Below are 14,884 nucleotides of genomic sequence, written 5' to 3' on the forward strand. Positions count from 1 at the left end.
GTTCCGCGTACACCCCGATCAGTGTTTCCACAAGAAAGACGATCTGGTTGACCCAAGGCATCTGTGATGAAATGCGACCCCAATTCCTATCGCGCGACGCCGCCATCACTCGCCGTGAAACCCCGCCTGATCCGCCACCTGTTCCTGCCGCCCCTGGTCATCCTGCTGATGATCGGCCTGGGTTATGCCGGCTATCGCATCAGCGAACACTACGGCATCCGCACCCTCAGCGAGAGCGGTGAACGGGCGCTGGAGCTGCATGCCCGGACCGTCGAGAGCGAGATCAGCAAGTACACCTACCTCCCCAGCCTGCTGGAGCTCGAATCCAGCGTCTCGGCCCTGCTCAAGGACCCCGACGCCGAACACCGCCAGACCGTCAACGAATACCTCGAAGGCCTCAACCGCCGCAGCCGCAGCAGGGCGATCTATGTCCTGGATACCACCGGCCGGGTCCTCGCCACCAGCAACTGGCGCGACGCCGACAGCTACCTGGGCGAAGACCTGTCGTTCCGCGCCTACTTCCAGGACGCCGTGCGCGGCCAGCCCGGACGCTTCTACGGCATCGGCAGCACCCTCGGCGAGCCGGGCTACTACCTGGCCCACGGGCTCGAGGAGCAAGGCAAGATCATCGGCGTGGCAGTGATCAAGGTCCGCCTCGAAGCCCTCGAAGAACGCTGGCAGCGAGCACGCCTGGAAGCCTTCGTCAGCGACGAGAACGGCATCATCATTCTCTCCAGCGATCCGACCCGGCGCCTCAAGTCGGTCCGGCCGCTGACCCCGGAGATCAAGGAGCGCCTGGCGCGCAGCCTGCAATACTACTGGTGGCCGCTGAACGAACTGCAGCCGCTGGCCCGCGAACGCCTGGCCGAAGGGGTGGAAACCCTGACCTTCCCCGCCAACAGCGAGCTGGTCAAGGACGGCGATAATGTCAGCTACCTGGCGCAGACCCGTGGCCTCGCCGACACGCCCTGGCATTTCACCCTGCTCACACCGTTGCAGGACCTGCGCCGGGAAGCCGCCAACCAGGGCATCCTGGTGGCGGTGGCCTTCGCCCTGGTGGCATTCCTGCTGATCGCCTGGAACGAGCGACGCAAGGTGATCGCAACCCGGCTGGCCGCTCGCGAAGCCTTGCAGGAAGCCAACAACCAGCTGGAACGACGGATCACCGAACGCACCGTCGACCTGCGCGCCAGCAATGACCGCCTCAAGGACCAGATCCGCGAACGGCGCCAGGCCGAGGAAACCCTGCGCCGCGCCCAGGACGAACTGGTCCAGGCCGGCAAGCTGGCCGCCATCGGGCAGATGTCCACCAGTATCGCCCATGAACTGAACCAGCCGCTGGCGGCCTTGCGCACCCTGTCCGGCAATACCGTGCGTTTTCTCGAACGCGGCGAGCTGGAGACTGCCAGCACCAACCTGCGGACCATCAACGAACTGATCGATCGCATGGGCCGCATCACCGCCAGCCTGCGCTCCTTCGCCCGGCGCGGCGACGACAAGGGCGAGGCGAGCCTGGGCAAGGCCATCGAGGCGGCCCTGCAGGTCCTCAACAGCCGGATCGAGGCGCTGCACCTGGAAAGCCATCGCGACTATGACGATGTCCAGCTGGCGATCGACCAGACGCGCCTGGAACAGATCCTCGTCAACCTGATCGGCAACGCCCTCGATGCCATGCAGGCGCAGCCATTGCCGGAACTGTGGCTGGAAGGCGACTTCGTCGAGGGCAAGTATCGCCTGCTGGTACGCGACAACGGCCATGGCATCGAACTCGAAGCACGCAAGCACCTGTTCGAACCCTTCTTCACCACCAAGCCCGGAGAACAGGGCCTGGGGCTGGGCCTGACCCTTTCCGCGAGCCTTGCCGCGGCAGCCGGCGGCCACCTGGGCGTGGAACACCCGGCCACCGGCGGCACCGCTTTCGTCCTCCATTTACCGCGGGTCAACCCTGCCAAGGCCGAGCCGATATGAACAACGACCTGACCGTCCTGATCGTCGAAGACGATCCCCATGTGCTGCTCGGCTGCCAGCAGGCGCTGTCCCTGGAGGATATTCCCAGCGAAGGCGTCGGCAGTGCCGAAGAAGCCCTGGCGCGGATCGGTGACAACTTTCCCGGCATCGTCATCAGCGATATCCGCCTGCCGGGTATCGACGGCCTGGAACTGCTGACCCGCCTCAAGGCCCGCGACCGCAGCCTGCCGGTGGTGCTGATCACCGGCCATGGCGATATCTCCATGGCGGTCGGCGCGATGCGCAGCGGTGCCTACGATTTCATGGAAAAACCCTTTTCTCCCGAGCGCCTGGTCGAAGTCGCCCGCCGCGCCCTGGAACAACGCGGCCTGGCGCGGGAAGTCTGGTCGTTGCGGCGGCTACTGGCCGAGCGCGACTCCCTCGAGGGGCGGATCATCGGCCGCTCGCCGGCCATGCAGAACCTGCGGGAATTGATCGCCAACGTCGCCGATACCTCGGCCAACGTGCTGATCGAAGGTGAAACCGGAACCGGCAAGGAACTGGTCGCCCGCTGCCTGCACGACTTCAGCCGCCGCCAGTCGCAACAGTTCGTCGCCCTCAACTGCGGCGGCCTGCCGGAAAACCTTTTCGAAAGCGAGATCTTCGGCCACGAGGCCAATGCCTTCACCGGTGCCGGCAAACGCCGGATCGGCAAGATCGAACACGCCCATGGTGGCACGCTGTTTCTCGATGAAGTGGAAAGCATGCCGATTGCGCTGCAGATCAAACTGCTGCGCGTCCTGCAGGAACGCACCCTGGAACGCCTGGGCTCGAACCAGAGCGTGGCGGTGGACTGCCGGGTGATCGCCGCCACCAAGTCCGACCTGGATGAACTGGGCAAGGCTGGCGAATTCCGCAGCGACCTGTATTACCGCCTGAACGTGGTGACCCTGGAACTGCCACCCCTGCGCGAGCGGCGCGAGGATATCCTGCAACTGTTCGAACACTTCCTGCAGCAGTCCTCGTTGCGCTTTGACCGCGCCGCGCCGGAGCTGGACAACCAGACCCTGTCGAACCTGATGAGCCACGACTGGCCGGGCAACGTGCGCGAACTGCGCAATGTCGCCGAGCGCTTCGCCCTCGGCCTGCCGGCCTTCAAGAAATCCGGCACGCAAAGCACCGGCGGCCTGGGCTTCGCCGAAGCCGTCGAGGCTTTCGAGCGCAACCTGCTCAACGACGCCCTGCAGCGCAGCGGCGGCAACCTGACCCAGGCCAGCCAGGAACTGGGCATGGCCAAGACCACCCTGTTCGACAAGGTCAAGAAATACGGCCTAAGCCACTGAATAGGGATTGGCTCTTCAAGGCTGCGCCGGGTGTGCTGGCGAGCATCGGCCTGCGCTTGCAGGGCTGAACTCACTCACGAACACATCGCACACCTGTAGGCGCTGGCTTGCCAGCGATGGCGATCGGTCAGCCAACATGACCTTCGACCGGCCAACCGCTATCGCCAGCAAGCCGGCTCCCACGGATGTACCTGCGCATTCAAGATCCCGTGGCATGGCTGGCCCGTCCTTTGCATTTACCCGGCAAAGCCCGCACTGCCTGCCTTTCAGCCTGGCCAGGTACTTTGATGTGGGGGCGCTGCCACGGATAAATCGACGTTGTGAACATTTTAGATCTCGACCACAGCCTGACGGCCCAGGCGCCGATCCGGCACCTGCTCGACAGCGGTCGCGCGAAACGCCTGGACCTGCTGGACCTGGGCCCCAAACTGCGACTCTGGACCACCGAACGCCATTACCGCCGCTTTGCCGAACGCCTGCGCCAGCTCCCGGCGCCCGCCACCGGCAGGCCGTACATCTATTTCGTCGGCTCCGGCGACTACCATCACCTGACCCCGGCCTTCCTCGGCAACCTGCCGGAGCCGGTCAGCCTGATCCACTTCGACAACCATCCCGACTGGGTGCACCTGGCTCCACGCCGGCATTGCGGCTCTTGGGTCAACCGCGCGCTGAAGCTGCCGAACATCAAGCGTATCGTCACCCTCGGCCCATGCAGCGAAGACCTCGATACCCCGCAACTGCGCGGCGGCAATCTCGGTGCCCTGCGCCGCGGCGACCTGCAGCTGTTTCCCTGGCAGCATGCGCCGTCCAAGGTCTGGGGGCGGATCGGCGACGGTGCCGGCCACCAGCAGCAGGAAAACCACCTGCACTGGCGCAACCTGGCCGACGAACACTGGCCGGACTTCCTCGACCGGCTGATCCGGGACCTGCCCACCGAGGCCATCTGGATCACCATCGACAAGGACGTACTGGCCAGCGAAGATGCCGCCACCAACTGGGACCAGGGCGGCATGCGCCTGACCCACCTGCTCGATGCCATCCGGGCCCTGGCCGCGCACAAGCGCATCCTCGGCATCGATATCTGCGGCGAATTCGCCAAACCGGCCTTCAGCAATGCCTTCAAGCGCTGGGAAGCCAAATCCGATCAACCGCCGGCCGAACGCTGGAGCGCCGCTGACCTGCAGCGCAACGCAACCACCAACCAGGCGTTGATCACGCTGTTCGAGGAGCTGTTTCCGTGACCCTGACCGTTGTTCTGCTGGTGGCCTTTTCCATTGTCCTCGACGTGGTCGGCCAACTCTGTTTCAAGATCGGCCTGGACCGCTTGCCGGAACTCGAAGGCGGCTTTCGCCTGAATGCCTTCTGGGGCCAGGTGTTCAATGCGCCCCTCCTGTGGTGCGGCATCGGCGCCTATGCCGTCGAATTCCTGGTCTGGCTCGAGGCGCTGTCGCGGGCCCCGCTGAGCCTGCTGTTCCCTTCCGCCGCGCTGGCCTATTGCGGGGTGGTCCTGGCGGGCAAGCTGGTGCTCGGGGAAACCGTCAGCCGGCGCCGCTGGATGGGCACGCTGGTGATCACCCTGGGCGTCATGCTGGTTGCCATCGCCGGTAGCTGAGACTCAATTCATGTTTGAAGGAACGGATTTATGAGCACTTCCAAGCACGTGGACTGGCTCCACGGACGCTTCGGCACGATCGTGCTGTGGGCCCTGCTGATCACATTCGAAAGTGCCGGACAGATCGCCACCAAAGTCGGCGGCGATCAGTTGGGACAGATGAATTTCAACCTGCAATGGCTGGCTGCGGTCGTGGTCAACCCGGGTGTCTGGGTGGCGATCGGTTGCTACATCGGCGCCTTTTTCGTGTGGATGCTGATCCTGCGACGCAGCAGCCTGTCCCTGGCGTTTCCCCTCAGTTCGCTGGTGTTCGTCGCGGTATTGCTCGGTTCCTGGCTGGGGCTGGGCGAGCAGATCAGCGTGCTGCACTGGGTCGGCGTGCTGGTGATTATCGGCGGGATCGCCCTGCTGGCCGAAGGCGAGAAGAACTGAGCATCACCACCCGGCCGGCTCCCACAACGTCCCAGGCTGGACAATAGTCCGTGGCGAGCCCCCCGTCCTGTGGGGGCGGGCTTGCCCGCGAAAGCGGCGGCGCGACTGGCATCGTCATCGCTGGCAAGCCGGGCTCCCACCGTCAGCGGTGCTTCACCAGAAAGCCCAGGCCATGGGATACCGGAATCACCTTCACTCCCGCCTCCCGCTGCTGCTCCCTGATCTGCGCATGGAACGCCTTGACCTTGGTCCAGTGCATCTTCGGCCGATAATGATGCTCGGCGTGATAGCCGTTGTTCATCCAGATCAGGTTGTAGAGCCGGCTGTAGGAACTCACGCCCCAGGCGATCGGCAGGTCCGGGTTGCCACCCAGGTGCTCGTAGTAGCCGTTGAGCGATGACAGCGACTGTCCCAGGTACCAGAACGGCAGCAACACCAGCACCGCGCGCCAGTCACAGGCCGCCAGGCCCAGGTAGAACGCCACCGTCGCATAGATCTCGACCTTGACCCAACGGGCATCCGCCGGGTGCTTGCGCTTCATTTCCTCGTAATAGGCCTTGGGATCGTCACGGAAGAAACTCAGGAAGGTATAGGCCCAGACATTGTCCGGCTGGCCGTCCTTGCCGTGCAGGTAGATCGACAGCGGGTCGATGGTGGTCCCGTCCTCCCGTGGCAGGTCGGAGTTGCCGCGATGGTGACGGTTGTGGATATCGCGGTACATCGTCTGCGAAAAGCCGATGGTCAGCGACAGCAGCAGGTCGAACCCGCGATTCATCCAGTGCGGGGTGAAGTAGGGGTTGTGGATCTGGTTGTGGGAGATGCTGTTGATGCTCCACGACAGACTGACCGCATAGAGCAGCGCCGCCGGGATGATGATCCACCAGGACTGGTCGTGGAATCCCAGCACCAGCCACAACACGAAGGAGAAATGCGCCAGCGCCATGACAATGGGTACCAGGTCCCAGAGCGAATAAGCCAACAGGCGGTAAGCAGGACGAGCCATCTGAAAAACTTCCCGGAAAATGATTTCCGGGGGGGCATTGCAAACACCAGACCAGCTTTCACTACTTTACAAAAACCGGCCGGGCGACGATCGGGCGAGCCGGCCTACAACGCGGCATGATCGTCGCGCAGGCGGGTTCAGAACTTGTAGCTGATGGCGGTCTGCACCTGGCCCTGGTTGTTGTCGCCACGCTCTCTGACAATGCTGCTGTCGGCGGCGTTGCCCACCAGGTGAATCCAGCTCGCGCTGGTCATCAGCGACCAGGCCCCACCCAGCGGGATCGCGAAGTTCTGGGTCAGGGTGTAGTTCTGCAGGCCGCCGCCCGGCTTGTACTGCTCGATCCCCGAAGCCTGGGCTTCCTCGGCGCTCACGCCGAAAAAGGTCCGGGTCTGGCGGGCATCGGCAAAGTGTGCGCTCAGGTTGCTGCTGCCGATGATGCCCATGCCCAGCGGGTAACCCAGCTCGCCGCCAATCTTGCCGAGCAGGCCGCCCTGGCCGTTGCCACCGCCGACCGCGCTGCCCAGCTGGACGAACACCCGCCAGAAGTCAGCCGGCGCGTACTGCACATAACCGCCGATCTGGCCCATGTCCGGCACATTGCGCAGGCCACGCAGGTCGCCATCGGCGTTGCGGCCCGGCAGGTAGTTGATAAACGGCCCGGCGGTGAAACCACTGTCCTTGAAGGCATCCCAGGTCAGGCCGTCGTCGCCGCTGAGGCTGACGTCCCCCCAATCCAGGTCCAGGTAAGGCAAGGGCACCGTGTCATAGCTGCTGCCCGTGGGGTCATGGGGCTGGTAGCCGATACCGGCACCGATCTGCCCGGTAAGGCCTTCCTCGGCCAGCACGCCGGTGCTCAGGCCACTCAGGGACAAGAGACCGGCGAGCAGCAATGTGGGGGTAAACCTGGCCATTAATCGTTTCCTTGTTCTGAACATGCGCGCATCAATCACCAGCGCACCCAGTGTAGGCAAGCACTGATGTTCTTTGTAGCAAGCTACAAAATTTGTAGCTCTTTGTAGCCTTTCCCATACAAACACCGGCAGGAGCCCGCGAACAAAGGCGTTCCAGCCGGTTGGCACGCTCCGTGCTCTGGCACCTGGCATGCGCAAAGTGCGCTCTTATTCAACAGGTAACTGCAGATGATGCACTGGCATATCGTGTGTGACTTCGACGGGACCATCTCCCGCACCGACGCGATCGACAACATCCTGGAACAATTCGCCGACCCGAGCTGGGAGACGATCGAACAGGAATGGCTGGACGGTCACATCGGTTCGCGTGAGTGCCTGAGCCGCCAACTGGCCCTGGTCAAGGCAACGCCCGCCGAGTTGCTGGCCTACTTCGACACCATCGACATCGACCCCGACTTCCCCGACTTCGTCGACCACGTGATGAGCCTGGGCGCGACCATCGAAGTGGTCAGCGACGGTATCGAGCAAGGCATCGCGCGGATTCTGTCACGCAACTACGTGACCTTGCTACCGATCCTCGCCAACCGCCTGCGCCAGGTCGACCAGAACAGCTGGCGCATCGATTTCCCCTATTCCAGCGATGCCTGCCGCGCCGCTTCCGGCAACTGCAAATGCAAGTCCACGCCCAAGGGCAAACGCGTACTGGTGATCGGTGACGGTCAGTCGGACATGTGCGTGGCCTCGACCGCCGACTTCGTGTTCGCCAAGGACCGCCTGGCCGAACACTGCGAACGCAACGGCATCCCGCATGTGCGTTTCGAATCGTTCGCCGAACTCCCGGCGCTGCTGGCCCTGCTGCCGAGCAGCGAAGCCGCCAACGCCAACACTTTCGCGCTCGACAGCGCTGAAAACTCTTCACAAACTCAGGAACTCTTCCACCATGTCTGAGATTCGTATCGCTACCGCCGAAGACCAGGTGCTTCTGGAAAAAGAAGCCAAATATTGCTCCTACGGCGATACCGTCCACTACATCGAGCCACCGCGCATTTTCAGCCGCTGCGAAGGCTCCTACGTCTGGGACACCGAAGACCAGGCCTACCTCGACCTGCAGATGTGGTACTCGGCGGTCAACTTCGGCTACGCCAACCCACGCCTGAACAACGCCCTCAAGCAACAGATCGACACCCTGCCGCAGATCGCCAGCCAGTACCTGCACAAAGGCAAGATCGAGCTGTCGGAAAGGATCGCGGTCGACGCCAAGAACAAGTTCGGCCTCGACGGTCGCGTGCACTTCAACGTCGGCGGTTCGCAGTCCATCGAAGACTCGCTGAAAGTCGTGCGTAACGCCACCAACGGCAAGAGCCTGATGTTCGCCTTCGAAGGCGGCTACCACGGCCGTACCCTGGGTGCGTCCTCGATCACTTCGAGCTACCGCTACCGTCGCCGCTACGGCCACTTCGGCGAGCGCGCCCAGTTCATCCCGTTCCCGTACCACTTCCGCGGCCCGAAAGGCATGACCAAGGAAGAGTACGGCAGCCACTGCGTGCAGCAGTTCGCCCGTCTGTTCGAGACTGAATACAACGGCGTGTGGGACCCGAAAGTCGGCTCCAGCGAATACGCGGCGTTCTACGTCGAGCCGATCCAGGGCACCGGCGGCTACGTGATCCCGCCGATGAACTTCTACAGCGAGCTGAAGAAGGTCCTCGACCAGCACGGCATCCTGATGGTCGTCGACGAAATCCAGATGGGCTTCTGGCGTACCGGCAAGCTGTGGTCGATCGAACACTTCGACGTCAAGCCGGACGTGATCGTCTTCGGCAAGGCGCTGACCAACGGCCTGAACCCGCTGGGCGGCATCTGGGCCCGTGAAGAGCTGATCAACCCGAAGGTCTTCCCGCCAGGTTCGACCCACTCCACCTTCGCCTCGAACCCACTGGGTACGGCGGTAGGCCTGGAAATGTTCAAGATGACCAGCGAAGTCGACTACGGCGCGATGGTCATGGCCAAGGGCAAGTACTTCCTCGAAGGCCTGCAAGAGCTGCAGAAACGCTTCCCGATCATCGGCGACGTCGATGGCCTGGGCCTGGCCCTGCGCTGCGAAATCTGCACCACCGACGGCTTCACCCCGGACAAGGCCACCCTGGACTACATGGTCGAGGAAGGCATGAAGGGCGACATGGTGGTTGACGGTCAGAAACTCGGCCTGATCCTCGACGTCGGCGGCTACTACAAGAACGTCATCACCCTGGCCCCGTCGCTGGAAATCAGCTACGCGGAAATCGACCTGGGCCTGAAACTGCTCGAGCAGTTGCTGAACCGGGCCATGAAGCGGTGAACATGGCAGCCATCGATCTGGGCGAAGGCGACGCGGGCTTCGTCCTCGGCGACGGTCCGGTCGGGGTCTTGCTGATCCATGGCCTGACCGGCACCCCGGCGGAACTGCGCCGGGTCGCCCAGGGCCTGGTCAAGCGTGGTGGTTGCACGGTCTACGTGCCCACCCTGCCCGGCCATTGCGGCGGCAACGCCGACCTGCAGGCCACCGGTTGGCAGGACTGGTACGAAGGTGTGCGCAAGACATTCGTCGGCGTGCAGCAGCGTCACGCCCAGGTGTTCGTCGGCGGCTTGTCCATGGGCGCGGTCATGTCCATGTACGTCGCCTCCGAGTTCCCCGGGCAAGTAGCCGGGTTGTTGATGTATTCGACCACCCTGCGCTACGACGGCTGGAGCATCCACAAGCTGGCGTTCCTGACGCCCTTGCTGATGAAGATTCCGTTCGGCGTGCACATCTGTCGTTTCGAGGAAAAGCCGCCCTATGGCATCAAGAACGAACGCCTGCGGGCGATTGTCGAACGCCAGATGAAAGCCGGCCAGAGCAGCGATGCCGGGCTGTTGACCATGGAGGGCATCACGGTGCGCGAGCTGCACCGGATGAACGCCGTGGTCATGCGGCGCATGCCGTCGATCAAGACCCCGGCGCTGGTGATCCACTCCGTCGAGGACGATATCACCAGCCCGTGGAACGCCAACTACGTCGAACGTCACCTGGGTGGCCCCGTCACCAAGGTCATGCTCGACAATTGCTACCACATGATCACTGTCGACCTGCAGTACCGCGAAGTGATCGAGTTGAGTGCCGACTTCATCGAACGTCTGAGTGACGTCCCGAGCGTGCGCGAAGACTACCGGCAACTGGCCTAAGGAAAGACCCGTGATTACCGCCCAAGCCTTCTCTAGCATCGAGGCGATTGAACGCGCAGCCTGGAACGACTGTTTCCCGGGTGCGCTGGAGAATTGGGAGTACTACCTGGCGGTGGAGAAAGCCCGCATCGACGACTTCGAATGGCGCTACCTGGCGCTCTTCGAAGACGATCGGCTGCTGGCGGTCGCCCCCGCCTTCATTACCCGCTACAAGCTCGACACCACGGTGCAAGGCACCAGTAAACGCATTACCGGCTGGATCAACAGGATCCTGCCGGGCGTGCTCGAATTCCCGCTCTACGCCATCGGCTCGCCGGTGGCGGAGCGATGCAGTGCCGGCATTGCCAGCCACGTCCCGGTGCAACGGCGCCAGGAACTGCTGGAGCGCCTGCTGATCCTGGCCCGCGACGATGCCGCCACCCTCCGGATCCGCCTGACCGCGGTCAAGGACGCGCCCAGCGCCGACGATGACTGGAGCGCCAGCTGCAAGGCTGCCGGGTTCCAGAAGGTGCTCAGCCTGCCGAGCGCCCTGTTGCCGATCCCCTTCGGTTCGGTCGACGCGTACCTGGGCACCCTGGGCAAGTCCACCCGCAAGGACCTGCGGCGCAAGCTGCGGGCACCGGGGCCGCGGATCGAATGGCGGCGCAATATCGATGACGTCCTGCCGCAGATCATGCGACTGTACGAGGCGACCCTGGAACGCAGCGAAACCCAGTTCGAACGCCTGCCGGCGGATTACTTCACCAGCGTGCTGGAACACCTGGACGAACGTGCCGCCTGTGTCCTTTACTGGATCGACGAGCAACTGGTGGCGTTCAACCTGATCCTGCTGGATGGGGAGCGGCTGATCGACAAGTTCTTCGGCCATGACCCGAACCAGAGCCGCGAGCACAACCTGTATTTCCGCAGTTGGCTGGCCAATGTCGAATACTGTATCCGCGAGGGGATTCCCCTGTACGAATGCGGTCAGGCCGGTTATGCCAGCAAGATTCGCCTGGGCTGTACCTTCCAGGGCAACAACCTGTTCTTTCACCATCGCAACTGGCTGATCAACAATGTCCTACGACTGGTCAAACTGTTTATCCGCCCGGACCGATTCGACCCTGCCATGGCTGCTGCGATAAGCGAAACCTGATGACTTCCACTCCAGAACGCCGCCGTAAACGTCGCCCCTTCTCGATCTCGCGCTGGAGTGTGCAACGCAAACTGCTGCTGGCGTTCTGGCTGGTCAGCGTGGTGCCGACCATGATCGCCGCCGAACTGGCGGCGACCACCCTGTCGCAGATCTTCGACAGCAACGTGCGCATCTGGCTGCAGGAGTCGACCAAGATCGTCAAGGACGAGATCAGCGAGATCCAGCGCGACAACGCCCGGGTCGCCCAGCTGTTCCTGCTCTACACCCGGCCGCCGACCTCGCGCCAGGCCGCCAAGCACGACAAGCTCACCGCCGACATCGCCGACGCCATGGGCATCGACCTGGTGGCGCTGATCCGCACCCAGGACCACAAGGTGGTGTTCACCACCGAGCCCGACGATATCGTCAGCCAGATCAGCCTGGCGCCCAACGCGGTCCTGCAGACCATCAAGGTCGCCGGGGTGCCGACCGGCGTGGTTGTCTCGACCTTCCAGACCTCGCAGGAAGGCGTCGACTACCAGTTGCTGATCGCCACCTACCTGGACAGCAGCTTCCTCAACAGCGTGGCCGACGTGCACTCCCTCGACCTGCGCCTGTACCTTGCGAACTCCAAGGGCTTTTCCGAGATCTTCTCGACCCAGCGCTTCGAGGATCACCCGCTGCAGATCCCGGCGAAAATCGAAAAGACCCTGCGTGACACCCGCCTGCCCAGCGAACTGTTCACCAGCCGCTACAGCGGCCTGTACTGGCCGATCTTCAACGATACCGGCGACCTGCAGGGGGTGATCTTCAGTGGCCTGCTGCGCCACAGCAGCCTGGTCGGGCTGGTCAACCAGAGCAACCTGTTCATCCTGATCTTCCTGATGGGCTCGGCCTTGTCCCTGAGCGTCGGCTGGCTGGTCTCGCAACGCCTGACCCAGCCCCTGCGCGGCCTGTCCGAAGGCGTGCGGGCGGTGATCTCCGGCAACTACAGCAAGCGTATCCCGGTGACCGGCAGCGACGAGCTGGCCGAACTGAGCCACACCTTCAACCACATGACCGAGCGCCTGGGCGAGCTGCATCACCTCGAGGCCCAGTTGCGCCGCCGCGATCGCCTGCACGCGCTGGGCGAGGTCGCCATGGGCCTGGCCCACGAGATCCGCAACCCGCTGGGCATCATCAAGACCGCCACCCAGTTGCTGCACCGCCGGGCCAACCTGCCGGATACCGACAAGCGCCACCTGGAATACGTGATCAGCGAAGTGTCGCGGATCAACGACCTGATTACCGAGTTCCTCGACTTCGCCAAGCCGAGCGCGCCGATTCGCTCGATCCAGCCGGCGCGGGAGCTGGCCGAGGAGATCCTCGGCTTCTGCGCACCGGAACTGGCCACCCACAACATCGATGCGCGGATCGACGACCAGGCACCCGGCGCGACCCTGTACGCCGATGCCCGGCAACTGAAACAGGCCTGCCTGAACCTGATCCTCAATGCCATCGACGCCATGCCCAAGGGCGGCCGCCTGACCCTGGGCATTGCCAAGGACCAGGAAAACACCATCATCAGCGTCTCCGACACCGGCCAGGGTATCGAACCGGACATGATCGAACGGATCTTCACGCCGTTTGTCACTACCAAGGCCTCGGGCACCGGCCTGGGCCTGGCGAAAGTCTTCTCGATCATGGAAAACCATGACGGACGGATCGAATGCATCAGCGAGAAAGATGCAGGCGCCAGCTTCAAGCTGTACATTCCGGCCCATGGCGAAGACCTGGATGTCGAGGATGACGAGGAACACGACGATGACGCATAAGGTCCTGGTGGTCGATGACGAACCCAAGCTCTGCGACCTGCTCAGCTCGGCCCTGAGCCAGAACGAGATCCAGGTATTCACCGCCGGCAACGGCATCCAGGCCCTGGTGGTACTGGATCAGGAAGACATCGACCTGGTCATCAGCGACTGGCGCATGCCCGGCATGGACGGCCCGCAGTTGCTGGCCGAGATCAAGCTGCGCTTCCCGCAGTTGCCGGTCATCGTGATGACCGCCTACAGCACCGTGAAAAATGCCGTGCAGTCGATGCGCAACGGTGCTTTCGACTATATCGCCAAGCCCTTCGATATCGACGAACTGGATATCACCGTCAGCAAGGCCCTGCAGTTTCGCGACATCCTGCGGGATAACGCGCGGATGCGCGCCGAACTCGACGAACACCAGCAGATCGACAGCCTGGTGGGCGACAGCCCGGCCTTTCGCCGGGTCCTGCAGGCAGTGGACTCGGTCCGTGACAGCAACGCCACCATCCTGCTGACCGGTGAGAGCGGGACCGGCAAGGAAATGGTCGCCCGGGCGATCCACAAGCACGGCAACCGCGCCGACAAGCCGTTTGTCGCGGTGAACTGCGCGGCCATTCCCGAAGGCCTGCTGGAAAGCGAGATGTTCGGCCACCGCAAGGGCGCCTTCACCGGCGCCGTCTCCGACCGTGTCGGGCGCTTCATGCAGGCGGACAAGGGCACGCTGTTTCTCGATGAAGTCGGCGATATGCCGCTGGCCCTGCAGGCGAAGATCCTGCGGGCCCTGCAGGAGCGGGTGATCGAACCGGTGGGGGACCCGCGCGAACGCAAGGTCGACGTGCGGGTGATTGCCGCGACCAACAAGAACCTGCTCGAAGCGGTGGCGAACAAGGAGTTTCGCGAAGACTTGTACTACCGCCTGAACGTTTTCCCGATTCCCCTGCCCTCCCTGCGCGAGCGGGTCGAGGACATCGCCCCGCTGGCCCGGCATTTCGCCCACTCGCTGGGGGCCAGCGCCGGCAAGCGCATCAGCGGTTTCAGCCCGCAGGCCATGCAAGCCATGGCCAACTACAGCTGGCCGGGCAATATCCGCGAGCTGCAGAACTGCGTGGAGCGGGCGACCATTGTCGCCGCCAGCCCGGTGATCGAGGAAAGCGACCTGCCGGCCTACCTGTTTGCCCCACCGTCAGCGGAACCGGGCAACACGGCGGCGGCCTTGAACGTCGGCGCCGCGGTGCCGAAGGACCTGGATGCGGCGTTGGCGGAAGTGGAGAAGGCCTACATCCTCGCCGCGCTGCATGAAACCAATGGGGTCCAGGCCGCGGCGGCGCAGATGATCGGGATTTCCGAGCGCAGCTTCTGGTATCGCCTGAAGAAGCTGGCGATCCAGGTGGACAAGATCATTCGCTGAACATCCTGGGCAGCGACGGTAGCAGACACCTGTGGGAGGAATTCTGTGAGAGGGGGCTCGCAGAAAGGAGCTCTGTGAGAGGGGCGGGAGTGGAATTGGCTTGTGTGGGAGCAGGCTTTT

General features: G+C 63.5%; 13 protein-coding genes. 11 read left to right on the forward strand and 2 right to left on the reverse strand.

From position 1 onward, the window contains the following. Positions 1-66 precede the first annotated feature (66 nt). The 5 genes from KI243_RS26375 (at position 67) to KI243_RS26395 (ending at position 5,334) form a co-directional block, all read left to right on the forward strand. Entirely contained in the window at positions 67-1,968 is a 1,902-nt protein-coding gene (locus KI243_RS26375; protein ID WP_017126333.1) for an ATP-binding protein, read from the forward strand. Next, on the forward strand, positions 1,965-3,290 hold the full coding sequence (locus KI243_RS26380; protein ID WP_017126334.1) for a sigma-54 dependent transcriptional regulator: 1,326 nt from the start codon (positions 1,965-1,967) through the stop codon (positions 3,288-3,290). The genes KI243_RS26375 and KI243_RS26380 overlap by 4 nt, the downstream gene beginning before the upstream one ends. A 320-nt stretch (positions 3,291-3,610) precedes the next feature. Then, the gene (locus KI243_RS26385; protein WP_017126335.1) at positions 3,611-4,531 is read left to right on the forward strand and encodes an arginase; all 921 of its coding nucleotides are present in this window, start codon (positions 3,611-3,613) and stop codon (positions 4,529-4,531) included. Beyond that, positions 4,528-4,902 carry a transporter gene (locus KI243_RS26390; RefSeq protein ID WP_017126336.1) on the forward strand — a complete coding sequence of 125 codons (375 nt, stop codon included), beginning with the start codon at positions 4,528-4,530 and terminating at the stop codon, positions 4,900-4,902. The genes KI243_RS26385 and KI243_RS26390 overlap by 4 nt, the downstream gene beginning before the upstream one ends. A 30-nt stretch (positions 4,903-4,932) precedes the next feature. Beyond that, positions 4,933-5,334 (forward strand): transporter, encoded by a 402-nt coding sequence (locus KI243_RS26395; RefSeq protein WP_017126337.1) that lies wholly within the window; start codon positions 4,933-4,935, stop codon positions 5,332-5,334. A gap of 142 nt (positions 5,335-5,476) precedes the next feature. Here the strand turns inward: KI243_RS26395 and KI243_RS26400 are convergent, their stop codons facing one another. Next, a complete protein-coding gene (locus KI243_RS26400; protein WP_017126338.1) occupies positions 5,477-6,337 on the reverse strand; it encodes a fatty acid desaturase in 861 nt (286 codons plus the stop codon). Positions 6,338-6,474: 137 nt separating this feature from the next. Beyond that, the gene (locus KI243_RS26405; RefSeq protein ID WP_017126339.1) at positions 6,475-7,248 is read right to left on the reverse strand and encodes a MipA/OmpV family protein; all 774 of its coding nucleotides are present in this window, start codon (positions 7,246-7,248) and stop codon (positions 6,475-6,477) included. 228 nt (positions 7,249-7,476) lie between these two features. On the opposite strand from KI243_RS26405, the gene KI243_RS26410 reads away from it, so the two are divergent. The 6 genes from KI243_RS26410 to KI243_RS26435 are packed head-to-tail and all read left to right on the forward strand — an operon-like array spanning position 7,477 to position 14,764. Continuing rightward, positions 7,477-8,196 (forward strand): MtnX-like HAD-IB family phosphatase, encoded by a 720-nt coding sequence (locus tag KI243_RS26410; protein ID WP_017126340.1) that lies wholly within the window; start codon positions 7,477-7,479, stop codon positions 8,194-8,196. Beyond that, positions 8,189-9,583, forward strand: coding sequence for an aminotransferase class III-fold pyridoxal phosphate-dependent enzyme (locus tag KI243_RS26415; RefSeq protein WP_017126341.1), 1,395 nt, complete (start codon positions 8,189-8,191; stop codon positions 9,581-9,583). Before KI243_RS26410 ends, KI243_RS26415 begins: the two co-directional genes overlap by 8 nt. Beyond that, entirely contained in the window at positions 9,580-10,446 is an 867-nt protein-coding gene (locus KI243_RS26420; RefSeq protein WP_085983777.1) for an alpha/beta fold hydrolase, read from the forward strand. Before KI243_RS26415 ends, KI243_RS26420 begins: the two co-directional genes overlap by 4 nt. 10 nt (positions 10,447-10,456) lie before the next feature. Continuing rightward, positions 10,457-11,581 (forward strand): GNAT family N-acetyltransferase, encoded by a 1,125-nt coding sequence (locus tag KI243_RS26425; RefSeq protein ID WP_017126343.1) that lies wholly within the window; start codon positions 10,457-10,459, stop codon positions 11,579-11,581. Then, positions 11,581-13,374 (forward strand): HAMP domain-containing sensor histidine kinase, encoded by a 1,794-nt coding sequence (locus KI243_RS26430; RefSeq protein WP_042935329.1) that lies wholly within the window; start codon positions 11,581-11,583, stop codon positions 13,372-13,374. The genes KI243_RS26425 and KI243_RS26430 overlap by 1 nt, the downstream gene beginning before the upstream one ends. Then, complete coding sequence (locus KI243_RS26435; protein ID WP_177084363.1) at positions 13,364-14,764, forward strand: sigma-54 dependent transcriptional regulator; 1,401 nt, start codon at positions 13,364-13,366, stop codon at positions 14,762-14,764. Before KI243_RS26430 ends, KI243_RS26435 begins: the two co-directional genes overlap by 11 nt. The last annotated feature ends 120 nt before the right edge of the window (positions 14,765-14,884 follow it).

This window comes from Pseudomonas sp. Ost2, assembly GCF_018326065.1.
Lineage (GTDB): Bacteria > Pseudomonadota > Gammaproteobacteria > Pseudomonadales > Pseudomonadaceae > Aquipseudomonas > Aquipseudomonas gingeri.